Origin of the sequence: Streptomyces sp. NPDC048643, from assembly GCF_040650615.1 — a bacterium.
GTDB lineage: Bacteria > Actinomycetota > Actinomycetes > Streptomycetales > Streptomycetaceae > Streptomyces.
In genome coordinates this window covers 384341-409316 of the sequence record NZ_JBEZHO010000002.1, presented here as the reverse complement: position 1 = coordinate 409316, position 24976 = coordinate 384341, and the positions used below count along the sequence as shown (strand labels likewise).

The following is a 24976-nucleotide window of genomic DNA, read 5'->3' as shown; positions in this document are numbered from 1 at the left end:
GAGGCCTCCGCAATGACCGCCCCTCGCATTCCGCTCTCCGAGCTCGAACAGGGAATCCCCTTCGAGCAGCGCCACATCGGGCCCGACTCCGAAGCCCGGGCCAAGATGCTCGCGCAGGTCGGATACGGCTCGCTCGACGAGCTGACGGCCGCCGCGGTGCCGGACGTGATCAAGAACGCCGAGGCCCTGAGGCTGCCGGCCGCGCGCACCGAGTCCGAGGTGCTCGCCGAGCTGCGGTCCCTCGCGGACCGCAACCAGGTGCTCGGTTCGATGATCGGCCTCGGTTACTACGGCACGTTCACGCCGCCGGTGATCCTGCGCAACGTCATGGAGAACCCGGCCTGGTACACGGCGTACACGCCGTACCAGCCGGAGATCTCGCAGGGCCGGCTCGAGGCCCTGCTGAACTTCCAGACCGTCGTCGCCGAGCTGACCGGTCTGCCGACCTCGGGCGCCTCCCTGCTCGACGAGGGCACCGCCGCCGCCGAGGCGATGGCGCTGTCCCGCCGCATGGGCAAGAACAAGAAGGGCCTCTTCCTGGTCGACGCGGACGCGCTGCCGCAGACGATCGCGGTCATCGAGACGCGTGCCGAGCCGACCGGTGTCGAGGTCGTCGTCGCCGACCTCGCCGAGGGCATCCCGGCCGACCTGGCCGGGCGCGAGATCAACGGCGTGCTGGTCCAGTACCCGGGCGCCTCCGGTGCCGTACGTGACATCAAGCCGCTGATCGAACAGGCGCACGAGCTGGGTGCGGTCGTCACCGTCGCCGCCGACCTGCTCGCCCTCACGCTGCTCACCTCGCCCGGCGAGCTCGACGCGGACATCGCCGTCGGCACGACGCAGCGCTTCGGCGTCCCGATGGGCTTCGGCGGACCGCACGCCGGCTACATGGCGGTGCGCGAGAAGTTCGCCCGCAGCCTCCCCGGCCGCCTGGTCGGTGTGTCCGTGGACGCCGACGGGCACAAGGCGTACCGCCTCGCCCTCCAGACGCGTGAGCAGCACATCCGTCGCGAGAAGGCGACGAGCAACATCTGCACGGCGCAGGTGCTCCTCGCCGTGATGGCCGGCATGTACGCCGTGTATCACGGCCCCGACGGGCTGCGGACCATCGCGCGGCGCACGCACCGTTACGCCACGGTTCTGGCCGCCGGGCTCACCGCCGGCGGAGTCGAGGTCGTGCACGGCGCGTACTTCGACACGCTCACCGTGCGGGTCCCGGGCCGCGCCGCCGCCGTCGTGGAGCGCGCCCGCGACCTCGGCGTCAACGTCCACGGGGCGGACGCCGACCATGTGTCGATCTCCTGCGACGAGACGACCACGCGCGCGCAGCTCGCCGCCGTGTGGACCGCGTTCGGCGTCGAGGGCGATGTCGAGGCGCTGGACGCGAGCGCGCAGGACACACTGCCGGCCGCGCTGCTGCGCACCGACGACTACCTCACGCACCCCGTGTTCCACCAGCACCGCTCCGAGACCGCGATGCTGCGCTACCTGCGCAGGCTCTCCGACCGCGACTACGCGCTCGACCGCGGCATGATCCCGCTGGGCTCCTGCACGATGAAGCTCAACGCGACCACGGAGATGGAGCCGGTCACCTGGCCCGAGTTCGGGCAGATGCACCCCTTCGCGCCCGCCGAGCAGGCCCAGGGCTACCTCACGCTCATCCACGAACTGGAGGACCAGCTCGCCGAGGTCACCGGCTACGACAAGGTGTCGCTGCAGCCCAACGCCGGTTCGCAGGGCGAGCTGGCCGGTCTGCTGGCCGTCCGCGGCTACCACCGCGCCAACGGCGACGACCAGCGCACCATCTGTCTCATCCCGTCCTCCGCCCACGGCACCAACGCCGCGAGCGCCGTGATGGCCGGAATGAAGGTCGTCGTCGTGAAGACGGCCGACGACGGCGAGATCGACGTCGAGGACCTGCGCGCCAAGATCGAGCAGTACCGCGACGAGCTGTCGGTGCTGATGATCACCTACCCCTCGACGCACGGTGTGTTCGAGGAGCACGTCGCCGACATCTGCGCCCAGGTGCACGAGGCCGGCGGCCAGGTCTACGTCGACGGCGCCAACCTGAACGCCCTGGTGGGTCTCGCCAAGCCGGGCCACTTCGGCGGCGACGTCTCGCACCTCAACCTGCACAAGACGTTCTGCATCCCGCACGGCGGCGGCGGTCCCGGCGTCGGCCCGGTCGGCGTGCGCGCACACCTGGCGCCGTACCTGCCGAACCACCCGCTGCAGCCCGAGGCCGGCCCCGAGACGGGCGTCGGTCCGATCTCCGCCGCGCCCTGGGGCTCCGCGGGCATCCTGCCCATCTCCTGGTCGTACGTCCGGCTGATGGGCGGCGAGGGTCTCAAGCGCGCCACGCAGGTGGCCGTGCTGTCCGCGAACTACGTGGCCAAGCGCCTGGAGCCGCACTACCCGGTGCTGTACACCGGCCCCGGCGGTCTGGTCGCGCACGAGTGCATCATCGACCTGCGCCCGCTGACCAAGGCGACCGGCGTCAGTGTGGACGACATCGCCAAGCGCCTGATCGACTACGGCTTCCACGCGCCGACGATGTCGTTCCCGGTGGCGGGCACCCTGATGATCGAGCCGACCGAGTCCGAGGACCTGGGCGAGCTCGACCGGTTCTGCGACGCGATGATCGCGATCCGCGCGGAGATCGAGAAGGTCGGCTCCGGCGAGTGGGCCGTCGACGACAACCCGCTGCGGGGGGCGCCGCACACGGCCGCCGCGCTCGGCGGTGACTGGGAGCACGCGTACAGCCGCGAGGAGGCCGTGTTCCCGGCCGGTGTCTCGGCAGCCGACAAGTACTGGCCGCCGGTCCGCCGGATCGACCAGGCCTACGGCGACCGCAACCTCGTCTGCTCCTGCCCGCCGCTGGACGCCTACGAGGACTGATCGGCACACAGGACGCGAGCGGCTACGGGGAGTGACCACCCGTGGACATGCGTCGGGGCCGGTTCGGAGAGTACGTCTCCGGGCCGGCCCCTTGTGTGTCTGGGCCGCCCGTCAGGGCCGCCCGGGTGTGCGGGTCAGGCCGCGGTCATCACCGCGGCGCCGCCCAGCGGGCGGTGCGGGGCGATGATCCGGCCGTCCGGCAGGAGCTCACCGGTGTCCTCGAAGAGGAGAACGCCGTTGCACAGCAGGCTCCATCCCTGTTCCGGGTGATGCGCCACGAGACGGGCGGACTCCCGGTCGGCGGACGCGGCTGACGGGCACGGTGGCTGGTGCTGGCACATGGATGGGATCTTTCGCTGGGTCGAGAGGTCAGTGATGGATGTGGTGTCTGTCCCGCGGCTCGAAGTACTCATGGCCGCCCCCCGTTGATGTGTGGTCTGGAACCCAGTGTTGCCCTACGGGCGTCGATCCGCAGGGATTTGACGGCACCGCTTCTCACAGGTTGATGACGCATCACCCGTGCGGACGGTTCATCCCAACTGCAGTACCTCTTCGGGTGGTTCGAGGTGACCGAATAGGGCTAGTCCGGTCGGGTCCGCAGGGCGTTCTCCCTCGTACGAGCGTTGTGGAGCCCCGATGAGCGGGCCGGTGGTCCGGGGTCGTGACAGCGCTGCGCCCCGCGGCCGGACGTCGGCCGCGGGGCACGGTGGTCGTCGGGTCAGGCGGGTGAGCCGAGCAGCGGACCGGGAGTGACGGGGGTGACCCGGTGGGTGAGCACCGGGAGGAGTTCGGCGACGCGGTGCGGACGGTGCGCGGCGATGCCGGGCGGGGCGGGGGCCAGCGGGACGAGGAGGTCGGTGGCGGCCGGATGGCCGTCGGCGCCGTCGGCCGTGATGTCGCCGTGCAGCCAGAGAGTGAGCATGTACAGCTCGGGCACGGACAACAGGCGTGCCTGGTAGGGCTGGTGCATGGCCTCGGCCTGCCCCAGGGCGTGTTCCGTGGCGGCGATGTAGGGCCCCTCGAAGAAACGCGAGAAGGCCCAGCCGTCCGGCGTGAGCATGGTGTCGGCCGCGGCCACCGCGCGATCCCCGCTGCGGAGCAGGAACCGCCATCCGGCGAGCCGGGTGGCCGACGCGCCCGCCGGCGTGATGCGGTCCAGGACGTGGACCGGCAGCGGGAGTTCGGGCGTGATCGGGCCCTGCGCCAGGCGCAGGGAGGGGGTACGGGCTTCGCGGACGGCGGTGGGGGAACCGAGTGCCGTGAGGACGGTGCGCAGGGCGGGCGCGGGAGCCGGAGGTACGTGCAGCGGCATGGTGGGTCGCCTCTCGTTCGACAGGCACAGTGGCGCGAGGGAGGGGGCGGACGGCGCTGTCAGCTCTCGGGTCAGAGGGGCGTGGGTTCTGGATCCGCCGACAGGAATGCCGCCTGTCGCCGTCACCGTGACGACAGGACCTAGGACCGCGAGCGCAAACTCTCTGCCTCGGTAGCGGAGTTTATACGACACGTGTTCATAGAGTGTTTCGGCTAGTCGTCCCGAATATGAAGAACAAGGCACTATTCGGTCGCGAAAACGCGCGGTTCATCCCGGTTCCGTGCGGCCGCACCGCGGTGACCTCGGAGTATTTCGCCGGAGCGGTCGGCCGATACTCGTCGGCGTTTTTCACGAGATCACGCCGGCGGTAAACTTGCTTATTGCCGCATGCCTCGTGAATGTGCCCGAGGAATCGGATGCCAGCGTAGCGGCCGAAGGGCGCGCGCGGGACGTTATGGATCGCGTTGCCGGGGCATCATCCTCCGTACCCGGGACGCCAAGGCCGCCGGATCGTCGGCCTGCCCAGTCGAGGAAGGACATCGCGATGGGGGAGAAGGTCGTTGCAGGGCCGTTCGACCTGAGCGACCGACAGCGCCACCGCGACAAGCTCCGGCAGTGTCTGACGGTGCTGGAGAGGTTGCTGGAGGAGAAGAGGTTCGACCGTCCGAAGAACCTGATGGGCCTGGAGATCGAATTGAATCTCGCGGGACCCGACGGCATGCCGCGCATGATGAATGCGGAAGTACTGGAGCGGATTGCGAGCAAGGATTTCCAGACAGAACTCGCCATGTTCAACCTGGAAGTCAACATAGCCCCACACCGCTTGGACGGCCGCGTATTCGACCGGCTCGCCGAGGAGTTGCGCACGTCCCTCGCGTACGCCCATCGAAAGGCGAGCGAGGTCGACGCGGGAATCGTGATGATCGGCATCCTGCCGACGCTCGCACAGGACGACCTGGTCTCCGCGAACCTGTCGGACGTCGACCGGTACGCGCTGCTCAACGACCAGATCGTCGCCGCGCGCGGTGAGGACTTCGTGCTCGACATCGACGGGGTGGAACGCCTGGTCTGCCGGTCGGGATCCATCGCGCCCGAAGCCGCCTGCACCTCCGTGCAGTTGCACCTCCAGGTCACCCCGGGCCGCTTCGCCGACGTGTGGAACGCGGCGCAGGTGGTCGCCGCCCCGCAGGTCGCCGTCGGCGCCAACTCGCCCTTCCTGTTCGGGCACGAGCTGTGGCGGGAGTCGCGGCCCCCGCTCTTCCAGCAGTCCACCGACACCCGCCCGCCCGAACTGATGGAGCAGGGGGTGCGGCCCCGTACGTGGTTCGGCGAACGCTGGGTCACCTCGGCGTACGACCTCTTCGAGGAGAACCTGCGGTTCTTCCCGCCGCTGCTGCCCATCTGCGACGACGAGGACCCGCTCGAGGTCCTGAACGCCGGCGGCGTGCCCAAGCTCGCCGAACTCGTGCTGCACAACGGCACCGTGTACCGGTGGAACCGGCCCGTCTACGACATCGCCGACGGCGTTCCGCATCTGCGGGTCGAGAACCGGGTGCTGCCCGCCGGTCCCACCGTCACCGACGTCGTCGCCAACGCCGCCTTCTACTACGGGCTGGTGCGCGCGCTGGCCGAGGAGTCCCGGCCCGTGTGGACGCGGCTCCCCTTCGAGGCCGCCGCCGCCAACTTCGACGCGGCCTGCAAGCACGGCATCGAGGCGCGACTGGAGTGGCCGCGGCGCGGACGCCACAGCGGGACCACCCAGGTGGACGCCGCGAACCTGATCCGCGACGAGCTGCTCCCGCTCGCCGCCGCCGGGCTGGACGCGTGGGGCATCGAACCCGCCGACCGGGACCTGTACCTGGGCGTGATCGAGGACCGGTGCCGACTGCGCACCAACGGCGCGACCTGGCAGGCCGCCACCTTCCACCGGGCGCTGGAGAAGGGTCTCGGGCGGGACGCCGCCCTTGCGGCGACGACCAGGCGCTACGGCGAACTCATGCACCTCGGGGACCCGGTGCACACCTGGCCGGTGGGGCTTCCGGAGCCGGCTCCGCTGGCCTGAGACGACGCGGGCGGCGGCCGGGCCCGGGCGGACCGCGGCACCGGCCCCGCCCGGAACGCCCGGTCGGGGCAACCGGCGATCCCGGAGCGTCAGCCCGTGATGCCGGAGCCCGCCGCCACGATCGCCTTCAGCATCACCGCGTGGATCTGCGCGGGGTCGTTGACCTGCTGACCCGATCCACCGGTCGCCTTGGCGATCTGGTCGACCTCCTGCTTGTCGGCGTCCGGGCCCACCGCGATCGCGATCAGCGGCACCGGGTGCTCCGGGTCGGTCAGCTTCTGCAGCTCGGCGACGAGATCGGAACGGGAGATGCTGCCCGGGTCCTCGTTGGCGCCGTCGGTCAGCAGGACCAGCGCGTTGAACTTGCCCTTCGCGTAGGACGCGACGGCCGCCTTGTACGCGGCGAGCGTGGTGTCGTAGAGACCGGTCGCCCCGCCGGGGACCGGCTTCAGGGAGCTGAACGCCGACGACAGCTTCTCGCGCTGGGTTCCGGCACCCTTCGAGTCGCCGAGCCGGGCGGTGGGCACGAGCACGCGGTAGTCCTTGTCGCCGTCGAGCTTCGTGGAGAACTTCCACAGCCCGATCTCGTCCTCGGGGGTGAACGTGGCGAGGGCCTGGAGCAGGGACGACTTCGTGACGTCCATGCGGGACTGATCGGTCCCGGTCACCGGTTCGCCCATGGACGCGGAGGCGTCGACGACCGTGGTGATCCGGGCGCTCTGCACGGTGATCGTCCACATGCCGAGGGCTTCCTTGACCGCGGTGGGCGACTCGGGTTCCGTCGCGGTCCGGGTGTACGGCTGCGGCGAGCTGCCGCCGGCCGCGGTGACCAGCGACCTGGACGGGCTCTGCGCATCCGTACGGAAGCCGTACTTCCGCAGGATCTTCTGCGGCGCGGGTTCGCCCAGCAGGGTCATGAACCGCAGGGCGGCGCGGCTCTCGTCGGTGCTCTGCCCGGCCTCGTCGACCAGGGTGTAGGGGTAGTCGAGCAGGGGCGTGCCGTCCTTCGGATAGAACAGGTCGAGGTCCTGCCCGCCTTCGTCCGAGGCGTTGTGCGCGAACGCCGCCTGCTCGGAGAGGATCAGCGCCTGGTTGCGTTTCGGGTTGCCCTGTTCGGTGCCGGAGTCGTCGCGGGGGAGGGTGTCGAGGACCTGGGTGTCGCTGTCCGAGGTGCGCTGCGAGAGGGCCTTGGCCATGGCGGCGGCCTGGGTGTCACCGCCCTTGACGCGGGACGCGGCCGCGCTGATCCGGGTGAGGGCGAGCAGCCCCGTCGCGCTGCGCGTCGGGTCGGCCGCGCCCAGCTTCAGCTTGTCGTCCTGCATCGTCGCGCCGACCAGTTCGGTCCACGCGTAGGTCTTCTTCGGCCAGCCGAGCGTCTTGGCGGACGCCGGGACCATGGCGACGCCGACCGGGGTGGAGGCGACATTGCCGGCACCGGTGACCTGGGTCGCGGTGGTGGACCCGGAGACACGCTCCACCCACAGCCCCGAGTCGGGCACCCACACCTGTACATCGGTCGGCTTGCCGGTCTGGAGCGTGTCGGTGACCTTGTAGGACTCGCGAGCGGTCACCCGGATGTCGAGGCAGCGGCCGTCCGAGGTGATGTTCTTCTCGCGTGCGTACGCCGCGGTGGCCGCGAGGGCGGGCGTGATGTCCGGCGACGCGGCCACCGTGAGGTGCACGGCGTCGTCCTCGCAGGAGCCGCCGAAGGAGAAGAGCCCGCCGCGGACCGCGACGGCCGTGCCGCCGGCGACGCTGAGGACGAGCACGGTCGCGACGGCCACCGTGCGGCGGCGCGCGCGGATCCGGGGGTCGGCGGTGCCCGCCCGGCGCTCGTCGGGCAAGCTGTGACGTCCCATGACGGTGGTGTCCCTCCGAGGTGAGCCTGAGCCGTGGGACAGCCGTAAAACAGGCAAAGGGGGAAGTACACCCCGTACGGCGCCCGTGTCCCCCAACGGCCTGTCGCGCACGATCTTCGTAACTTCTTTCGAGACCCTAGCGGGGCGAAGATGGGGATGAGGCGCGATTACTCAACTGGAGGCGGGAGTGCAGGTGGAGGCTGGGTCGGCGGCCGATTCTTTTCGCGAGGAGGGGCTGACACGACGGATTTTCCGGGATGAGACGCTGCTCGTCCTGGCGCTGTCGCTCGGTGCGAGCGGAGTGTCCGCCCTGATCAGCTTTGTCGGATCGGTCACCAAACCGGGCGGCTTGAAGGACCAGGCGGCCACGCTCAACGCCTCGGCCGCACCAGGGCGTCCGTGGCTCGATCTGGCCTGGCAACTCTTCGGTATCGCGTCCGCTCTGGTGCCGGTCGCGCTCGTCGCGCACCTGCTGATGCGCGAGGGCAAGGGCATGCGGGTGATCGGCTTCGACCGCACGCGCCCGTGGCCGGACCTCGGGCGCGGTGCCGTGGTCGCGGCGGTGATCGGCAGTACGGGAATCGCCTTCTACCTCGCGGCACGCGCGTTCGGCGCCAACCTCACGGTGGTGCCCGAGGCGTTGCCCGACGTCTGGTGGAAATTCCCGGTGCTGATCCTCTCGGCGGTGCAGAACGCCGTACTGGAGGAGGTCATCGTCGTCGGGTACCTGCTGCGCAGGCTCGGGCAGTTGGGCTGGACGCCGGGGACCGCGCTGGTGGCGAGCGCGGTGCTGCGCGGCTCCTACCACCTCTACCAGGGCATCGGCGGGTTCGTCGGCAACATGGCGATGGGCATCGTCTTCGTGTACCTGTACCGGCGCTGGGGCCGGGTCGGACCGCTCGTGGTGGCGCACTCGCTGCTCGACATCGGCGCCTTCGTCGGATATGCGCTGCTCGCGGGCAAGGTGGGATGGCTCCCGACGGGATGAGCGCCGGGAGCGGACCACCGAGGGGCGTACGACAGGGTCGTACGCCCCTTCCGTGTGCCGAGCCGCGTGGTGAGGTCGCACGGACTCGCGGCGCCGGCGGCGCTACGCCAGCAGTTCGCCGTCGATGACCGTGACCGCGTGCCCGGTGAGCAGGGTGCGCTCTCCGCGCAGTTCCGTGCGGACCAGGCCGGAGCGGGGTGAGGCCTGGAGCCCCGTGAGGGCCGTTCGGCCGAGGCGCTCGGACCAGAACGGGGCGAGGGCGGTGTGCGCGCTGCCGGTCACCGGGTCCTCGTCGATGCCCACGTTGGGGAAGAAGCAGCGCGAGACGAAGTCGTAGCCGCGGGCGGGGTCTTCGGCGCGGGCGGTCGCGATGATGCCGCGCTTCGAGTGACGGGCGAGCGCCTTGTGGTTCGGGGCGAGACCGCGCACCGTCTTCTCGTCCGCGACCTCGATCAGCAGGTCCCCGGTGTTCGGACCCGTGTCGAAGGTGGCCAGGGGTTCGGCGCCGAGTGCCTCGGCGACACCGTCGGGGGCGGCGACCGCTGTGAGCGGCGCGGTCGGGAAGTCCAGCGTGATCGAACCGTCGTCGCCGGGGGTGGCGACGAGAACGCCGCTGTGCGTGGCGAACCGCACCGGACCCCGATGGGCGCCCGTCGTGTGCAGGACGTGCGCGGCAGCCAGCGTCGCGTGCCCGCACAGGGCGACCTCGGTGGTGGGCGTGAACCAGCGCAGCGCCCAGTCGGCCTCGCCGCCGGCGGGGAGGGGGTGGGTGAACGCCGTTTCCGCGTGGTTGACCTCCACGGCCACGTGTCGGAGCCACGCGTCGTCCGGGAAGGAGTCGAGGAGGAGGACCCCGGCCGGGTTGCCGGCGAAGGGGCGGTCGGTGAAGGCGTCGACGATACGAATGCGCATGGTCCGAAGCTAGCCGCCGTACGAAGCGGGGGGCCACGGCCAATCCGGTGCGTCTGGACCCATGACGGCCCTGCCGTGCACGCTCCCCCTGAACGCCCGCCCGGCAGGCGGGAGTTCGGGAGGGGCGCGGGTGACGGAACGCCGTCTCGTCGGCGCGTGGTCCGATCGGCCGCCCCGAAGTCCGATCGCCGCGCGGGGCGGTGTGAGGAACGACGACGTGGCCGACGGGTGTCCCGCTAGGGCTGTGGGTCTTCGGAGCCGGATCCTGCGGCCCGCGCCGCGGCCGCGGCGTCCAGCAAGGGCCAGCCGTCGATCTCCGCCGTCCGCCGCTCCTCGGGGCGCCATCCGCGGGCCAGCGCCACGTCCAGCAGGGCCCGGACCGCGCCCGGCTCGTGCAGGTTCAGGTCCGCGCCCCGGACGAAGCCCACGTCCCCGGAGCCCATGGGGGCCCCGCCCGGGATGTACCGGCCGGGCCCGGACGCGAAGACGACGCGCAGCGCGCCGCCGGTGCCGGACGGCTGCAGGGCCAGGGTGAGGGTCTGGCGGCAGCCGACCGCACGCCCGGCGGGATCCCGCCGGTGACTGTGGCGCAGCGTCCACAGGTACACACGCCCATCGGCGACGAGACGACGGGACTGCTCCGAACGGCGAGGCATGCGGGCGAGGCTACGCGGCCTCGCCGGCACGCTGAACAGCAGGAAGGGGAGTGACCCGTCTCAGTGAAGGTGGGCTGTTTCTCAGTGAAGAAGGACGGGTGCCCGTTAGTTTCACCGAAGTTGGGCCGATCGGTGTCTGATCTGGTGGGGGCGTCGTGGGGGCACCGGTTGGTGCGTTAACTGCTGCTGAGCTTGAGGGCTTTGAGCTGGGATTTTCTCTGAACGGTACAAGCGTCCGGCATTCGCTGGGAGCGAGCTGGGACACGCGGTTCGAGGACGTTGACCCGGTTCGGGAGTTCAGCTGGCGCAAGGGTGGCCTGGGGTTCGCAGGGTGGTACTACTCGGTGACTGCCCGCGATCATGTGGGTTACGAATCGTGGCTGGAGCGCGACCGGCTGATCTTGCTCGACCGTGATCCGCAGGTCGCCGCGATCATTTCTCAGCCGTTCTGGCTGCACTGGGACACCGACGACGGCAAGCATCGTCACGCCCCCGACTACTTTGTCCGGCTGGCTGACGGACGGGTTCGAATCGTGGACGTCCGTGCCGAGGACGACATGGACGACAGGACGCGTGAGGCATTCGCTGCCACCGAACGCGCCTGCGCGAGAGTGGGGTGGGAGTTCGAGTGGGCGGGCAGGCCCGATCCGGTGTTCATGGCCAATATCCGCTGGCTGGCCCGGTATCGCCGCGCTCGGTCCGGGAGCCCGGCCGCGATCGCGGACCGGCTCCTGGAAGTGTTCGGCGAGCCGAAGGCGATGTGGCAAGGAGCCGAGCTGGTGGGCGACCGGTTGCAGGTCCTGCCGGTGCTGTTTCACCTGTTGTGGTCCGGAGCCCTGGAGACCGACCTGGGAGGAGTACTGATGGAGACCGACAGCCTGGTCTGGGCGGAGGGAGCCCGGCCGTGGGCAGGCTGAGGCGCCCACCGGCTCTGGGCGTCGGGGAGAGGGTCCGATTCGACGGGCAGGTGAGAGGCGTCCTGCAGGTCACGGCCCAGGCCGTGGTGCTGGAGGACGCCGAGGAGTCCCACCGGGTAGTGGCCTTGATCGATCTGTTCGAGGCGGACGGATTTGAGGTGTTGTTCAGGCCGGAGCGGATGCCGCTGCCCGCGTCCGGGCTGCTGGAGACGTTCCCGCCGGAGGCCGTGAAACAGGCATTGCGGGTGGAGAGCCACATTCTGGAGGTCATCCACGGGCTGCCGCCGGACGCGGAACCGGGAACCGCTCCACGTCCTGGTTACGGCCCGGGGACGTCGGTGACCTCGAGACAGAGGCAGAAGGCAACCGAACTGAACGAAGCCGGCTACACGGTGGCTGCCAAGACGATTGGTAACTGGCGGCGCCGCTATGCGACGGACGGCCTCGTCGGGCTGGCGGACCACCGTCCAGTCCGCAAACGGCCGGAGTACGGGACAGTGGATCCGGCCGTCGTTGACGCGATGCGTCAGGCAATCAAGGAAGCCGTCGACACCTCGACCAGGAACGGCGCCTACCTGATCTGGCGAACGGGCGAGATCCTGCGGCAGCCAGACCGGGAAGAAGGAGACGGCCGAGAGCCTGCGTGGCCGTCCAGGCCCACCCTTTACCGTCTGCTGGCGAAACTCACGACCGGCACTCATACGACGGGATCAGCGGTCACCCGCCGCTCGAAGGCCCACGGAGCGGCCGCCCCGTTCGGGGAACTGACGGTGTCCGCGCCGGGCGAGGTCGTCCAGATCGACTCCACCCCGCTGGACGCCATGGTCCGGCTGGACAACGGCGTGGTCGGCAAGGTCGAGCTGACCGCCATGATCGACGTCGCGACCAGGACGCTGTCGGCGGCCGTACTGCGTCCCTCCACCAAATCGGTGGACGCCAGCGTGCTCCTGGCCCGGACCGTCACCCCGGAGCTGATGCGGCCCGGCTGGGTCGACGCACTCAAGATGTCCCGGTCTGTGCTGCCGCACCGCCGCCTGCTGTCCCTGGACGAACGCCTGGAACACGCCGCAGCCAAACCCGTGATCGTCCCCGAGGCCATCGTCTGCGACCACGGCAAGGTGTTCATCTCTCAGAACTTCCGGGCCTCCTGCCGGTTCCTGGAGATCGACTTCCAGCCCACCCACAAGGGGGCGCCCTTCGAGAAGGGCCACATCGAGAAAATGCTGGGCTCGATCGCCACCCTGTTCACTCAGTTCCTGCCGGGGTACACCGGCAGGAACACCGACCACCGCGGCCGGAGCCCCGAGCAGGAGAACCTGTGGTCGCTGCCCGAGCTCCAGGACCTGCTTGACGAGTGGATCGTCGCCCACTGGCAGAACCGGCCCCACGAGGGCCTGCGCGACCCCGACCACCCCGGCCGGCTGTTCACGCCGAACCAGAAGTACGCCGCTCTGGTCGAGTCCTGCGGCTACGTCCCGGTCGCCCTCAGCGGCCAGGACTACATCGAGCTCTTGCCGGCAGCTTGGCGGGCCGTCAACGCCTACGGCATCCGGATCAACAACCGCACCTACGACAGCCCCGAGCTGGGGCCGATGCGCCGACAGGGCTCCGGCGTCACCGCCAAACGCGGCCTCTGGGAGGTCCACCGCGACCCCTACGACGCCTCCCGCGTCTGGGTCCGCGATCACCGAGGCGACGGCGGCTGGGTCCAGGCGACCTGGAAGTACCTGAACCGGTCCCCGGTCCCCTTCGGCGACCTGGCCTGGGACCACATTAGCCACCAACTGCCCAAGGCCACCGAGGAAGAACTCGCAGAGGCGGTCGCCGCCCTGCTGACCCGCGCCCATGCCGGCCCCGTCCCGGCAGCCAAGAGCAGCAAGAAGGACAAGCCCTCCAAGAACGACCGCCGGATCGCCGCCAGGACCAGAGCCACAGCGCCGACGGCACCACCACTGCAGCCCGAACCACCGGAAGAACTCGCATCCGAGGGACCGGCGGAGGACGAGGAGACGCTGGCCGAAGTGATCCCACTGGGGCTCTTCGACCCGCTCGAGGACCCCTGGAGACGATCGTGACAACGCTTCCCGACAATCCGCATGAGGACTTCGGCCGCTACCTGACCCTCCGGACCGGCTGGCGGGAGTTCGTCGCATCGTCGACTCGCGAGCCGATGGTCCAGCTCTCCCAGACCGAGTACGACGCGCTCACCAAGGAGGACAAGTACGCCTACGACGAGGACCGGCTCGACCACCACGCCCGCCTGCAAGTGGTCGCCACCTCCACCGTCCGGCACACCGTCACCTGCGGCCGCCGCCTCATCATCTTGAACCGGGGTTCGATCAGTGCCCGCCGCGGCCTGATCGTCTCCGGCCCGGCCAACACCGGCAAGACCATCGCGCTCACCCAGCTCGGCCTGGCCCACGAACTCGTGGACCGGCGCCGCCACCCCGGGCAGGACGAACGCATACCGGTCATCTACATCACCGTCCCGCCGGCCGCGACACCCCGCATGATCGCCGCTGAGTTCGCCCGATTCCTCGGCCTGCCGGTCCTGCGCAGTTCGAACATCACCGACCTGACCGAGGCGGTGGTCGGAGTCTGCACCAAGGCCCGCACCGGCCTGGTCCTGGTCGACGAGATCCACAACATCTCCCTGCAGACCCGCCACGGCGCCGAGGCTTCCGACACCCTGAAGTACTTCTCCGAGCGGATCCCGGCGACTTTCGCCTACGCGGGCATCGACATCGAGGAGGGCGGCCTGCTCTCGGGCACCCGCGGTGACCAGATCGCCGGACGCTTCACCTCGGTGGCCACCCACCCGTTCCCCTACAACGCGGAATGGAAGTCCCTGGTCGCGCAGATGGAGGCGAACCTGCTGCTGGACCAGCACAAGCCAGGCACGTTGACCCGGCTGGACCGCTTCATCCACACCCGGACCGGCGGCATGATCGGCACTCTCTCCCACCAGATCCGCGGAGCCGCAGTCGACGCCATCCTGACCGGCACGCAGAAGATCACCAAAGCCGGTCTGCTGGCCGTCGATCTCGACATCGCCTCACGACGCAGGCGTCCCAAAGGTCCCTCGACACCGGAACCCGGGGAATGACCCCAGGCAACGATCCGCCGGTCGCCCGACTCCCCTTCCAGATCCGCCCCATTGCCGGTGAAGGGGGCCCGTCCTTCATCACCCGCCTGGCCCACGCGAACCAGCTGCCACCCGCCTACCTGCGGAAGTTCCTCGCCAAGCCGCCACTGCACCGCGGCACACCCTCATGGGACCGCCTCGCCGCAGTCACCGGCCGAGACCCCGACTTCCTGCGAACGACGCTGGAGACGAGACAGTGTAGAGAGTGCGGCATCGATCTCCCACCCTCCAGCGCGTTCGGCAGACGGGCCTTCCTCTGCTCGGCCCGCTGCCGCATGCGCATCTCCCGGAAGCGCTACACCAAGGCCCCCTGCAGGATCTGCCAGAAACCGATGAAGATCCAGATCGGCCAGCGTCACCGGCTGTGCTCGTCACCTTGCCGGAGAAGGGCCTACCTCATGCGGCAGGGTGTTCTGCCAGCCGAGGGCGAAGAACCGCCGACTGACCGTGCCTGCCTCGCCTGCGAGCGCCCGCTGCCGCCCGACTCTCATGCTTCTCGCCGTACTTGCTCGGCCCCCTGCCGTCAGCAGGTCATCCGCTGGAACCAGATCACTGAGGTTGAACAACTATCCGAACAGTTCTCGACCTGCGCATTCTGCGGAACCCCGATTCGCTCTGAACACCGCACCTGGCCACTTCGTCGCTGGTGCTCAAGTCGATGCCGTCAGCGGGCATACCGGCGCCTCGACCCGACCACCTACCTCAGGCCTTTGATCTGCGAACTATGCAGTACCTCCTTCGAGCGAGGGCCGTCCGGCAGAGCAAGTCGCTGGTGCTCAGACCGATGTCGTCAGCGGAGATACCGGCGTCGAGCCCCAACCGCCTACCGCGGGCCGTTGAGCTGCGATCACTGCCAGACCCTGTTCGAGCTAGGGCCGTCCGGGAGAGCTCGTCGCTGGTGTTCAGACAGTTGCCGGCGACAGGCCCGCCCTCTGCTTGCGGCGCCGACGCTGCGCAAGACACCGAGACCGCAGCCAGTCAAGACGACGACACTGCACTGTCTCAACTGCGAACACCCGTTCCAGGGAACCGCCTCCCGCAGCTGCCCTTGGTGCTCAACCAAGTGTTGGAGTGAGGCGCTTGATCAGCGATCCCAACAGCTCGCATGCGGGATCTGCGCGATATCGCTGAGCGACCGAAAGCCGCACGACACCCGCCGCTGGTGCTCAGGAGCATGCCGTCAGAAGGCCGTCCGGTGGCGAATGGAACTCAGCACCCGCGGAGCAGACACCGCCGATCAAGTCCCGTCTCAGTAGACATGAGCAACGGGCGACCGTGGGCTATGCGTCATCTCCGTGTAGATGAGCGTTCCAGAGGCGTCTGAGGGCTTCGAGTTCGGTTCGAGGGAAGTGCTCACCCCATTTACCTCGGTAGCCGCTCTCGTCGTAGGTCTTAACAACCTCGTCGAAGCAGCGGATCACGGCTCGGGCTAGCGTGTCGATGTGAAGTTGACTCGACCAGATCTCGGTGCCCTTGTGGTCGTGGTCGCTGCCACGGCGCAGTTCCAGGATGCGGATCCAGGCGTCGTCGCCTTGGCGGTAGAAGATCCACCGGAAGGCGGTGGGCTCGGCTTCGAACTGCGCGCGGGTGTCTGTTTCGCCTGAGACGAGCCGGGCCACGGCGGTGAGCAACTCCTCTGGAGCGCTGGTGATGTAGGAGGCGGTGAGCTCGACCTTGGTCTGTTGATCTTCAACTGTGCAGTTGGCCCAGCCATGTCCGTCGAGCGTCCAGGCCATGCGCATGCCAGCAGTCACGTTCGTTCCGTATCGAGCGGCGTTGGCGGTATGCCCGGCGCGGGAAGGGCGAGAACGCGGGCAAGGGCGGCGGTCAGAGGAGCGGAGTAGTCAGGTAGGTGTTCGGAAATCCAGTCCGTTGCCGCCGCGAGGAACTCGGTCAGGTCGCGCTCGGCGCTGGCGAGCAGATGGCGGAGCTCGGTGACTGACAGCTCGATCACGGGACTGTCGTTCCGGTCGGTGTCGACGGTGAGGCGGATGGTATCCCCGAGGCGCTCGGCCAGCGACGGCTCCGGATCGTGGCCGTACCCGATTACGCCGCTGCCGTCGACGACCTGGTGCCAGTCGTGCCAGTCCTCCAGTCCGTCACAGCAGCCGGGCGAGAAGGCGATGCCCGTGGAGTTGTCCGTGACGCGCAGGCCGCCCGCCACGTAAGGGCTGTCGAGGTTCAGCAGTCCGTGGAGGAAGCCGCTGAGAGGCTCGGTCGGCCGAGGCGGGAGGTCGCCATCGTCGTCGGGGTCTATGTCATTGCAGGCGGCGATGCGCATGAGCGCCGTCCCGATCTCGGCGGGTGGAAGTTCACCGTTGAGCGGCAGGAAACTGAACCGTTCGGTCTCGGCGACAGGCCAGAGGTCGAACCCATCGGGGGTGTTCATCTCTAGAACGGGCTGCATCACGATCACCTGGCGAAGTGTTCCTCATCCGTCGCCGATCTCGCCTCCCGATTACCCCGAGCATCCTCGTCTTCGCCGAGCCGTGAAACGCCGACTCAAGAAGATCCAGTACCGCTCCGACCTCGTCGACGGCTGCCTCGCTGTCACCGTCCTCAGCCTGGACGGCTGGCCGCAGTCGGGGATCGCTGCCGCCGCAAGGCTGGTTGGCATGGAGCGGCCAAGGGCGTAAATGCCGTTGCGGGCTCGGCTGAGCTTCGTGGGTAACCCGGCCGGTAAGATCGCGCGCATGTGGGTGGGATTGGATGAGGCCGACTGGGCTGGGCTGAAGCACAACTACGGGTCTGCCGAGGATGTACCCGGCCTGCTTCGCCGATGCGGGGGTCCGAATCAGGACGACGCAGACGACGCCTCGTCCGAGCTGCTCAATCTGCTCTTCCACCAAGGTGGCTGGGTCTGTTCCGCCGCCTCGGCCGCACTGCCCTTCGTACTCCGCCTCGCTGCGACACCGCAAGTGCCGAGCCGCTGCGCGATGCTGGAATTGGTGGCGATGCTGGCGGCGGAAGCCGGTCGGATCGAAGCCCGGTTCCTGGATCCCGGCTGGGCGCCGGCGTGGACACAGGCCCTGCCCGAGTTGCTGGGCCTGCTGGACGATCCCGAGCCGGAGATCCGGCGGGCCGCAGCCGACGTGCTCGCTGCCTGCGATAGCCCCGGTGAGTTGGTTCTGCCTGGGCTGCTGCGGTGCTGGGAGGCGGAGGATGATCTGGCCACCCGCCTTGAGCTCGTCCTCTCACTGGGCCAGGCGGCCCTACGCGCGCCAGTCGGCGGACATGGCGCCGAGGTCTTCGACCTGCTCCGTGATCTGCTCGACTCTCCACAGGCTCAGATACGCTTGGCAGCGGTGCACGCGCTTGCCCCGAACGACCCGGGCTTGCCTGCCGAGCGGCTCGACCTGATTCTCGAAGCGGTCCGGGACCCCACCATCGAGCTGTGGCGCCACACCAGTTCGGTGCAAACCGGAGTACTGGGTGTCCACCACTGGGCTGCGGGTCTGATAGCGGGCCCCGCCCCCACATTCACGCTCGGCCTGCTGGCAGACCATCACGACGCCGAACAGCGGATCGGTGCCTTGGCCCAGGCGGGCAGGCTGCTGTCTCAGTGGCGCTCACCGACCGCTGCCCTTTTGCCGCGTCTCGTCGCGCGACTGTACGATCCCGCCCCCGAAGCACGCTTCCGGGCGGCCGAGTTGCTGGCCTGCCTCGGCCCGGCGGCCGCCGCCCACGCTGACGAGGTCGCCACACTCCTCTCTGACACCTCCGCCCGCACCACACGCAAACGGGAGACCGTAGGCGAGGCCGCCCTGTGGGCCCTGGCCCGGATGAACGATCCGCGCTGCTTGCCGGGCCTGATCGAACTGATCTCCGGCGCACGCTCCGGCTTCGCATCGACATCCGCCCACTACCCCGCCACAGACCTGCACCCTGTCGTCCTCCCCGCACTCGATGAGGTGCTGGGCTACCTCTCGGACCACGCCGAGCGGCTCCTTCCGTCGATCTGCGGCCAGCTTGACACCGCTACGGATGACCGCCTGCTCAACCGTCTCTGCGAGGGACTCGCGGACTGGGGGCCCGTTGCAGGGGCAGCTGTTCCACAGCTGCTCGGCCTCCTGGAGGACGACCGAACCTGGATGGCGGCGGCGAAGGCCCTGGCAGGGATCGGGTCGGCGGGGGTCGGTGCACGGGACCTGCTCCTATCCCGATTGCGTGACGCCGCACCGCACACGGAACTCGCGGCTTGGGCGTACTGGAGAGTCGGCGGCGAACCTGGGCCGGCCCTGGAAATACTCGGACGCAGCGTTGAGGAGCGAAGGTTCCGCCATCCCACCCTGCGTAAGCTCGCCAGCTTCGGACCTCATGCCGCCCCCTACGCAGACCGCCTCAGGGCGATGACAAGCGACACCGACCCCTGGACTCGTGTCGAGGCAGCACACGCCCTGTGGGCTGTGACCAGCGACGCCGAGACCGCGGTCCCAGTGCTAGCGACGGCCGTGCTGGATCTGACCAAGGGCACCTACCTGCCCGTCATGCTTCCCGCACTGGACCACTTGGCCAAGCTCGGGCAAGCAGCCCAACCTGCCGCAGACCTCTTGCGCGACGTGCCCGCCCGGGACCAGCGGCTGCGTACCAACGGCGGCTGGCGAGGCTTCGTCCAGGACGAGAACATCCGCACCGCCGTCAGAGAGCTGCTCAGTGCTTCTGTTTAATCCGCATGAGGTTTACATGCGGGCCCTGGTCGGACCGTGGCTTTTGTTCACGAGTTGCAGCTTGTGCTCTGGCTCAACTCCGCGGTGCCGCTCCGGTGCTCAGTACACCGGAGCGGCGGAAGGGGGCAGGTCAGCGGCTTGACTCAGCGGGGGTGCGGGGGCTGACAGCACAACTCCAAAGAAGTTGAGCCAGACGCACAACTTGCGTACGTAGCCACGAGGGGAATTCGGCGATGCTGGTCGAGCCCCCCCATACCCATAGCGGCAGGGTTCAGCCGACGGGCTCCGCTTCAGCGGGTGCCTCAGTCTGTTGCCCAAGGTCCGGGCCTTGCTCTCCTTCGACTCCGTAGAAGAGCTGAAGGTCCAGGATGGCTCGGCGGATGGCCCTGTGATCTTGCATGGGGACGTCGATATCCGCGTAGGCCTCGACACCCTCCTCATCGAAGATCGGCAGCACTCCGGCCGGCGCGCTCTGTGTCTGTACCAAGTCGACGTAGGCGCCGTAGTCAATGCCCCAGATGTCGAACCGCTCGCCCGGATGATCCTGCGCGGAGTAGCCACGACGGAGGATGTGCAGTACCCGGGCGTCAAAGAGAGCGAGAAGAAGGTCATCTCGGGAGTCAGCGGAGTTGACGAGAAAGGCCCGGGCACGCTTTCCCCGGATGACCTCGGTGATGATCCACTCAAGGAGCCGTCGCGCCTCGACCAGGCTCGTGAGCCCGGTCATCTTGTCTCCGTGGTACCAGCCGTGGGTAGCGTCCCGAACCAGGGGGACCGAGATCTTTCCCTGGCCTGCCTTCATCGCGGCCTTGGCCGCAATGTACAGAGCGTCCCTTGGAACTCCCTCGGCCGCACGGACAAGCTCGTCAAACGCACGCTTGTCCGTGAACCCCGCAGAGACGAGGCTCCCTGGAATTTGGGCCAACGCCGAGTTGGACGTGTCTGCGGCAATGCTGTGGAGATGCTTGACGAACAACCCTTGGAAGAACGAGCGCGCCCGCTCTTCGTTGCCTTCGAAGACCAAGAAGTCATCGAGGTTCACATGGGCGCCCATGTCCGCGCCGAGCTCGATCCCGATCGTGACGCCGTCGACCTGAGTCCTGAAGTTCGACTGCTGCTCGATGGCAGCGATTTTGACCGTGAACTTATGGACGGGAAGGACACAACGAGTCAAGAACTGAGCCAAGTAGGGCTGAAGGTCTCGCGGGACGCTGCTCCACTCATCGAGGAGGATCCACACCCGTCGGCTGGAGAGCGTTCCTCCAAGTTCACGTAGGGCCTTGGCCACGTCACTGAAGTTGAGGCTGATCTGTTCGGTGCCCTTCCGGGTCTCCCGGTGCAGCCCGCGATCTTCAGATGATGCATCGCTGCTGATCTTGCCGGATACCCGGACGTCCTGGGGCGTGAGACGCGCTTCAAGCGATCTGCCGGACCTGACACCAGTCTTGTTCTCCGCCTCCGCAGTTTGCTCAACCTCGCCCAGGACTCGGACCGAGGTGATCGCCGCGATGAGCTGATCGGCCTTCTCTACGAAGCGGCCGTCCTCCATCAACGAGTCGTCTTCAAGCACTGCGTTGAGCAATGACTCGTGCAACTGGCCGAGAAGATCCACGAGCAGGCGAGCGGCCCGCTCTGTAATCGGAGCCGACTGCGGATCGAACAGACCGTTAGCCGACCCGATGGTGCGGAGGTCTATGTACAGAGCCAGATCACCGTTGGCTGCGACCTCTGAACCCAGGTAGCTGAGGGCGTGGGTCTTGCCAGTGCCTCGTCGGCCGTAGATGACCTGGTGATCGACCGTGTTGATCACATCTACGACCCCCGAGTCGACGAACGTCTCGTGCAGCTGGGGGCTTTCTTGCTTCTCTGCACGCTTCGGGATTTGGTTGAAGGCACGGTTCAGTGGCGAGAGAGCTGACATGGGGGAAGGGTAGACCGCTTGCGGCCTACCCGCCCCAATATCAGGCAATAGAGACGCCATCGCCGCCGGCGTACCGCCAGCTCGCCGTCCGGCGGCGCCTCCACCCCTCCCGCTGATCAAGATCTCCACGTCCGCTGTCGATCACGAGGGGCATAGGCAGGTCATCTCAGCTGCACCGATGCGACCGCCGGTCACCCCGTCCGACCCAGGCAGCCCGCACGATCATCGCCTGCCCGGGCCGACCGAGGCCGGCCCGCCTTCACTGGGGCCCAACGGGCTGGCCCATCTTCGATGAGACGGATAGGGCAGTGGCCCGTCTTCACTGAGACAAACCGTCGTCGACCCACCTTCGCTGAGACGTGCCCCAGCTTCGATGAGACAAGTCAGGGAGTGCTCGATCCGAGGGGTTGTCTTGTGAGTGCTTCCGATATATCGTTGACGCATCGCGACCGATCAACGATGGAATGGAGTGATTGCGATGCGTTCCCGTGGAGAAGATTTCGGATACGAGCACGAACACGGACATGGACACCACGGCGGGCCCGGCCATCGAGGTCGGGGCGGCTTCGAGGGGCGGCGTGGGGCTTTCGGGCCCTTCGGACCGGGTGGTCCCGGTGGCCCCGGCTTCGGCGGACCGGGCTTCGGTCCCGGCCCCTGGGGCGGGCGTGGCGGTCGGGGCGGACCGCGGGGGAGGGCGCGGCGCGGCGACGTGCGCGCGTCGATCCTCGCTCTGCTCAAGGACCGGCCCATGCATGGTTACGAGATGATCCAGGAGATCGCCGAGCGCAGCGGCGGGGCGTGGAAGCCCAGCCCGGGTTCGGTGTACCCGACCCTCCAGCTGCTGGAGGACGAGGGCCTGATCACCAGTGAGGCGGAGGGCGGCAAGAAGCTGTTCTCTCTCACCGAGTCCGGCCGCAGCGCGGCCGACGAGGGACCCGACGCGCCCTGGGAAGAGGCTGGGCGCGGGGTCGACTGGGAGACGCTGCACGAGATCCGGCAGGCCGGATTCGGCCTCATGGAGGCCTTCGGCCAGGTCTGGAAGACCGGCAGCAAGGATCAGCGCGACAAGGCGCTGAAGGTCATCAACGAAGCCCGCAAGAAGCTGTACCTGATCCTCGCCGACGAGGACTGACGGCATGCTGTGGTACCTGCCGGCGCCCCGTGGAAGTGTTTCCGCGGGGCGCCTTTCCGCATACCGGGTGCCGGGTGCCGCCGCGCGCGACGTGGAGCCGGGCGGGACTCAGGCCACCAGTCCGGACAGCTTGCGCAGCGACTCGTCGAGCGCGGCCGTCGCCGAGTCCTTGAGCTTGCCGGCCATGAGGGAGACCGCGGCGCCCGTGAACTCGCCGTCGATGCGCACCGACGTGGCGTCGCCGTCGGGGGTGAGCGTGTAGCGCGTGGTGACGTTCACCGCCATCGGGCCCTTGCCGCGGATGGCGAGGACACGGCCGGGCTCCAGTTCCTCGATCGTCCAGGTGACCTCGGCCGGGAAGCCCATGAGCTTCATGTTCTCCGCGAAGGTGCCGCCCACCTCGAACTTCTCGGGGCCGCCGTTCGGGAAGTTCGTGTGCGTCGCGTTCCACTCGCCGTACCCCGACCAGTCCGTGAGCCGGTCCCAGATCTTCTCGGCGGGCGCCTCGATGCGTGCTTCCGCGCTGACTTCGGCCATGCGACCACCCCTTCGTGTCGGGGGCTGCGCCCGGCGCAGCTCCGGTGTCGCGGAACGTAGCCGCAGGCCCCGCAACATTCAATACTGATGAACCGTCAGAAATTGGCGGGAGGGGACGGAGAGGCCCGCGGGCACTGACGCAAGGCGGCGCGCGCCCCTCGGGAGGAATCGGCGCGAAGTCATCCGCAGGGAGGAGAATCCGCACAGGGATGCCCACCCTGTGTCGGACGCCAAGATGCTGCCCGCCGGGGATGCCCCGGCTCCGCGAGGCTGATGAGGTAGGGGATGTGTCGTCCCGTATCCCCCAGCAGTCCGCCGCCGAGAGCGGCCCGAACCATCCTGACAACGATGCCGGTCTCAGCGTGGAGCTGGCCTCGGTGGTCTCCGGTGCGCGAAGACGGGCGCTGCGGGACGGCGATCGGCAGATCGACACGGCTCATCTGCTGCACTCGCTGCTGGAGTCCGACCCCGAGGTGCGCGCCGCCTTCGACGGGGGAGCGCAGCTCGCCCGGCTCCTCGGCTACCTCGTGCAGCGCAGCATCGGCTACGGACTGCGCTGGCAGGGCACCGTCGAGGACTCCGGCGCGGTCCCGGTCGTCACCGAGGCGGGCTGGTCGCCGGCGGCGGCCGGCGCGATGGAGCGGGCCCACGAGAGCGCCCTCGTGCGCGGGGACGAACGCGCCCGCGGCCTCGACCTGTTCGACGCACTCGTCGCCGACCCGCTGTCGAGGGCCGTCGAGGTCCTCGCGCACGCCGGGGTCGACATCCCGGTGCGGCCGGAAAGAGCGGCGACGGAGTCCAGCCGTTGAGACAGGTGCCATTGGGGGTGACGGTCATGTCATCGCCTGTCATCATGTGCCGGTGCATACGTCTCAGGGGAGTCAGGGCAGCCGCGACAGAGGGGTCGGCCTGGGACTCGCGCTCGTGTCGGCGGTCGCCTTCGGCGGATCGGGTGTCGCGGCCAAGCCGCTGATCGAGGCGGGGCTCGACCCGCTCCACGTGGTGTGGCTGAGGGTCGCGGGCGCCGCACTGGTCATGCTGCCGTGGGCCGTCCGGCACCGGGCGCTGGTCAAGCGCCGCCCGGCGCTGCTCGCCGGGTTCGGACTCCTCGGCGTGGCCGGTGTCCAGGCCTGCTACTTCGCCGCCATCTCCCGTATTCCCGTCGGCGTCGCCCTGCTCGTGGAGTACCTCGCCCCGGCGCTCGTCCTCGGCTGGGTGCGGTTCGTGCAGCGCAGGCCCGTCACCCGTGCCGCCGCGCTCGGTGTCGTCCTCGCCGCCGGCGGACTCGCCTGTGTGGTCGAGGTGTGGGCGGGGCTGAGCTTCGACCTTCTCGGGCTCCTGCTCGCGCTCGGTGCCGCCTGCTGCCAGGTCGGCTACTTCGTCCTGTCCGACCAGGGCGGCGACGCCGGGGACGAGGCACCCGAACCGCTGGGCGTCATCGCGTACGGCCTGCTCGTCGGCACGGTCGTGCTGACCGCCGTCGCCCGCCCCTGGACGATGGACTGGTCCGTCCTCGGCGGCAGCGCGGAGATGAACGGCACGTCCGTCCTCGCCTCGCTGCTCCTCGGCTGGATCGTGCTGATCGCCACCGTCGTCGCCTACGTCACCGGGGTGCTCTCGGTGCGCAGGCTCTCCCCGCAGGTCGCGGGCGTGGTCGCCTGCCTCGAAGCGGTGATCGCCACCGTGCTGGCCTGGGTGCTGCTCGGTGAGCACCTCTCGGCTCCGCAGATCATCGGCGGAGCGGTCGTCCTGCTCGGCGCGTTCATCGCGCAGTCGTCGGCCCCGGCGAAGCCCTCCGACGGGCCCGTGGCCGGTGGGCCGGGCGACGCCGAAAGGGAGTTGTCGGCCCACGGAACCGCCGTCTAGGCTGCGGATCATGCCAGCGACGCTCGTTCTTCCGCCTCCGGCCGCCTGAGGCGGGCGCCCCGGAGACCTGCCCGGCCCCGTGCCGGGCGGAACGGCGCTGCCCG

The 24976-nt window shown here is 69.0% G+C and carries 20 protein-coding genes; 11 read left to right on the top strand and 9 right to left on the bottom strand.

The window, feature by feature from the left end; genetic code table 11:
* Positions 1–12 precede the first annotated feature (12 nt).
* Positions 13–2898, top strand: coding sequence for an aminomethyl-transferring glycine dehydrogenase (gene gcvP, locus AB0C62_RS03725; RefSeq protein WP_362969443.1), 2886 nt, complete (start codon positions 13–15; stop codon positions 2896–2898).
* Positions 2899–3032: 134 nt separating this feature from the next.
* On the opposite strand, the gene AB0C62_RS03720 is transcribed toward gcvP, so the two are convergent.
* Both AB0C62_RS03720 and AB0C62_RS03715 read right to left on the bottom strand, forming a co-directional pair.
* Positions 3033–3239: a DUF5999 family protein gene (locus tag AB0C62_RS03720; protein WP_081223229.1), complete on the bottom strand. Its 207-nt coding sequence runs from the start codon at positions 3237–3239 to the stop codon at positions 3033–3035.
* A gap of 377 nt (positions 3240–3616) precedes the next feature.
* A complete protein-coding gene (locus AB0C62_RS03715; protein WP_358819203.1) occupies positions 3617–4210 on the bottom strand; it encodes a hypothetical protein in 594 nt (197 codons plus the stop codon).
* Positions 4211–4754: 544 nt separating this feature from the next.
* On the opposite strand from AB0C62_RS03715, the gene AB0C62_RS03710 reads away from it, so the two are divergent.
* Positions 4755–6272, top strand: coding sequence for a glutamate-cysteine ligase family protein (locus AB0C62_RS03710; protein ID WP_362969442.1), 1518 nt, complete (start codon positions 4755–4757; stop codon positions 6270–6272).
* 89 nt (positions 6273–6361) lie between these two features.
* On the opposite strand, the gene AB0C62_RS03705 is transcribed toward AB0C62_RS03710, so the two are convergent.
* Positions 6362–8131, bottom strand: a complete 1770-nt coding sequence (locus AB0C62_RS03705) for a substrate-binding and VWA domain-containing protein (protein ID WP_362969441.1) — start codon at positions 8129–8131, stop codon at positions 6362–6364.
* A 187-nt stretch (positions 8132–8318) separates the two neighbouring features.
* On the opposite strand from AB0C62_RS03705, the gene AB0C62_RS03700 reads away from it, so the two are divergent.
* Positions 8319–9119 (top strand): type II CAAX endopeptidase family protein, encoded by an 801-nt coding sequence (locus AB0C62_RS03700; protein WP_362969440.1) that lies wholly within the window; start codon positions 8319–8321, stop codon positions 9117–9119.
* 102 nt (positions 9120–9221) lie between these two features.
* On the opposite strand, the gene AB0C62_RS03695 is transcribed toward AB0C62_RS03700, so the two are convergent.
* Positions 9222–10031 (bottom strand): PhzF family phenazine biosynthesis protein, encoded by an 810-nt coding sequence (locus tag AB0C62_RS03695; protein WP_362969439.1) that lies wholly within the window; start codon positions 10029–10031, stop codon positions 9222–9224.
* Positions 10032–10267: 236 nt separating this feature from the next.
* Positions 10268–10687 carry a hypothetical protein gene (locus AB0C62_RS03690; protein WP_362969438.1) on the bottom strand — a complete coding sequence of 140 codons (420 nt, stop codon included), beginning with the start codon at positions 10685–10687 and terminating at the stop codon, positions 10268–10270.
* A 155-nt stretch (positions 10688–10842) separates the two neighbouring features.
* Here AB0C62_RS03690 and AB0C62_RS03685 point away from each other — a divergent pair, with 155 nt between their 5' ends.
* The 3 genes from AB0C62_RS03685 to AB0C62_RS03675 are packed head-to-tail and all read left to right on the top strand — an operon-like array spanning position 10843 to position 14710.
* Positions 10843–11604 carry a TnsA-like heteromeric transposase endonuclease subunit gene (locus AB0C62_RS03685; RefSeq protein ID WP_362969437.1) on the top strand — a complete coding sequence of 254 codons (762 nt, stop codon included), beginning with the start codon at positions 10843–10845 and terminating at the stop codon, positions 11602–11604.
* Positions 11592–13679: a Mu transposase C-terminal domain-containing protein gene (locus tag AB0C62_RS03680; protein ID WP_362969436.1), complete on the top strand. Its 2088-nt coding sequence runs from the start codon at positions 11592–11594 to the stop codon at positions 13677–13679. The genes AB0C62_RS03685 and AB0C62_RS03680 overlap by 13 nt, the downstream gene beginning before the upstream one ends.
* Positions 13676–14710, top strand: coding sequence for an ATP-binding protein (locus AB0C62_RS03675; RefSeq protein WP_362969435.1), 1035 nt, complete (start codon positions 13676–13678; stop codon positions 14708–14710). Before AB0C62_RS03680 ends, AB0C62_RS03675 begins: the two co-directional genes overlap by 4 nt.
* 1319 nt (positions 14711–16029) lie before the next feature.
* On the opposite strand, the gene AB0C62_RS03670 is transcribed toward AB0C62_RS03675, so the two are convergent.
* Together AB0C62_RS03670 and AB0C62_RS03665 are read right to left on the bottom strand one after the other, a co-directional pair.
* Positions 16030–16503 carry a hypothetical protein gene (locus AB0C62_RS03670; RefSeq protein WP_362969434.1) on the bottom strand — a complete coding sequence of 158 codons (474 nt, stop codon included), beginning with the start codon at positions 16501–16503 and terminating at the stop codon, positions 16030–16032.
* Positions 16500–17156 carry a hypothetical protein gene (locus AB0C62_RS03665; RefSeq protein ID WP_362969472.1) on the bottom strand — a complete coding sequence of 219 codons (657 nt, stop codon included), beginning with the start codon at positions 17154–17156 and terminating at the stop codon, positions 16500–16502. The genes AB0C62_RS03670 and AB0C62_RS03665 overlap by 4 nt, the downstream gene beginning before the upstream one ends.
* 82 nt (positions 17157–17238) lie before the next feature.
* On the opposite strand from AB0C62_RS03665, the gene AB0C62_RS03660 reads away from it, so the two are divergent.
* A complete protein-coding gene (locus AB0C62_RS03660) occupies positions 17239–17385 on the top strand; it encodes a hypothetical protein (protein ID WP_362969433.1) in 147 nt (48 codons plus the stop codon).
* Between the two features lie 27 nt (positions 17386–17412).
* On the top strand, positions 17413–19416 hold the full coding sequence (locus tag AB0C62_RS03655) for a HEAT repeat domain-containing protein (RefSeq protein ID WP_362969432.1): 2004 nt from the start codon (positions 17413–17415) through the stop codon (positions 19414–19416).
* 271 nt (positions 19417–19687) lie between these two features.
* On the opposite strand, the gene AB0C62_RS03650 is transcribed toward AB0C62_RS03655, so the two are convergent.
* Positions 19688–21337: a hypothetical protein gene (locus AB0C62_RS03650; protein ID WP_362969431.1), complete on the bottom strand. Its 1650-nt coding sequence runs from the start codon at positions 21335–21337 to the stop codon at positions 19688–19690.
* A gap of 478 nt (positions 21338–21815) precedes the next feature.
* Here AB0C62_RS03650 and AB0C62_RS03645 point away from each other — a divergent pair, with 478 nt between their 5' ends.
* The gene (locus AB0C62_RS03645) at positions 21816–22469 is read left to right on the top strand and encodes a PadR family transcriptional regulator (RefSeq protein ID WP_362969430.1); all 654 of its coding nucleotides are present in this window, start codon (positions 21816–21818) and stop codon (positions 22467–22469) included.
* 108 nt (positions 22470–22577) lie between these two features.
* On the opposite strand, the gene AB0C62_RS03640 is transcribed toward AB0C62_RS03645, so the two are convergent.
* Positions 22578–23006, bottom strand: a complete 429-nt coding sequence (locus AB0C62_RS03640) for an SRPBCC family protein (RefSeq protein WP_355867336.1) — start codon at positions 23004–23006, stop codon at positions 22578–22580.
* A gap of 287 nt (positions 23007–23293) precedes the next feature.
* Between AB0C62_RS03640 and AB0C62_RS03635 the strand changes: the two genes are divergently transcribed.
* Entirely contained in the window at positions 23294–23815 is a 522-nt protein-coding gene (locus AB0C62_RS03635; RefSeq protein ID WP_362969429.1) for a Clp protease N-terminal domain-containing protein, read from the top strand.
* A 46-nt stretch (positions 23816–23861) separates the two neighbouring features.
* Positions 23862–24872, top strand: coding sequence for an EamA family transporter (locus AB0C62_RS03630; RefSeq protein WP_362969428.1), 1011 nt, complete (start codon positions 23862–23864; stop codon positions 24870–24872).
* Positions 24873–24976: the final 104 nt, after the last annotated feature.

Coding starts and splice junctions, on each gene's coding strand:
- gcvP (WP_362969443.1), top strand. CDS start 13: ATGACCGCCCCTCGCATTCCGCTCTCCGAGCTCGAACAGGGAATCCCC.
- AB0C62_RS03720 (WP_081223229.1), bottom strand. CDS start 3,239: ATGTGCCAGCACCAGCCACCGTGCCCGTCAGCCGCGTCCGCCGACCGG.
- AB0C62_RS03715 (WP_358819203.1), bottom strand. CDS start 4,210: ATGCCGCTGCACGTACCTCCGGCTCCCGCGCCCGCCCTGCGCACCGTC.
- AB0C62_RS03710 (WP_362969442.1), top strand. CDS start 4,755: ATGGGGGAGAAGGTCGTTGCAGGGCCGTTCGACCTGAGCGACCGACAG.
- AB0C62_RS03705 (WP_362969441.1), bottom strand. CDS start 8,131: ATGGGACGTCACAGCTTGCCCGACGAGCGCCGGGCGGGCACCGCCGAC.
- AB0C62_RS03695 (WP_362969439.1), bottom strand. CDS start 10,031: ATGCGCATTCGTATCGTCGACGCCTTCACCGACCGCCCCTTCGCCGGC.
- AB0C62_RS03690 (WP_362969438.1), bottom strand. CDS start 10,687: ATGCCTCGCCGTTCGGAGCAGTCCCGTCGTCTCGTCGCCGATGGGCGT.
- AB0C62_RS03665 (WP_362969472.1), bottom strand. CDS start 17,156: ATGCAGCCCGTTCTAGAGATGAACACCCCCGATGGGTTCGACCTCTGG.
- AB0C62_RS03650 (WP_362969431.1), bottom strand. CDS start 21,337: ATGTCAGCTCTCTCGCCACTGAACCGTGCCTTCAACCAAATCCCGAAG.
- AB0C62_RS03645 (WP_362969430.1), top strand. CDS start 21,816: ATGCGTTCCCGTGGAGAAGATTTCGGATACGAGCACGAACACGGACAT.
- AB0C62_RS03640 (WP_355867336.1), bottom strand. CDS start 23,006: ATGGCCGAAGTCAGCGCGGAAGCACGCATCGAGGCGCCCGCCGAGAAG.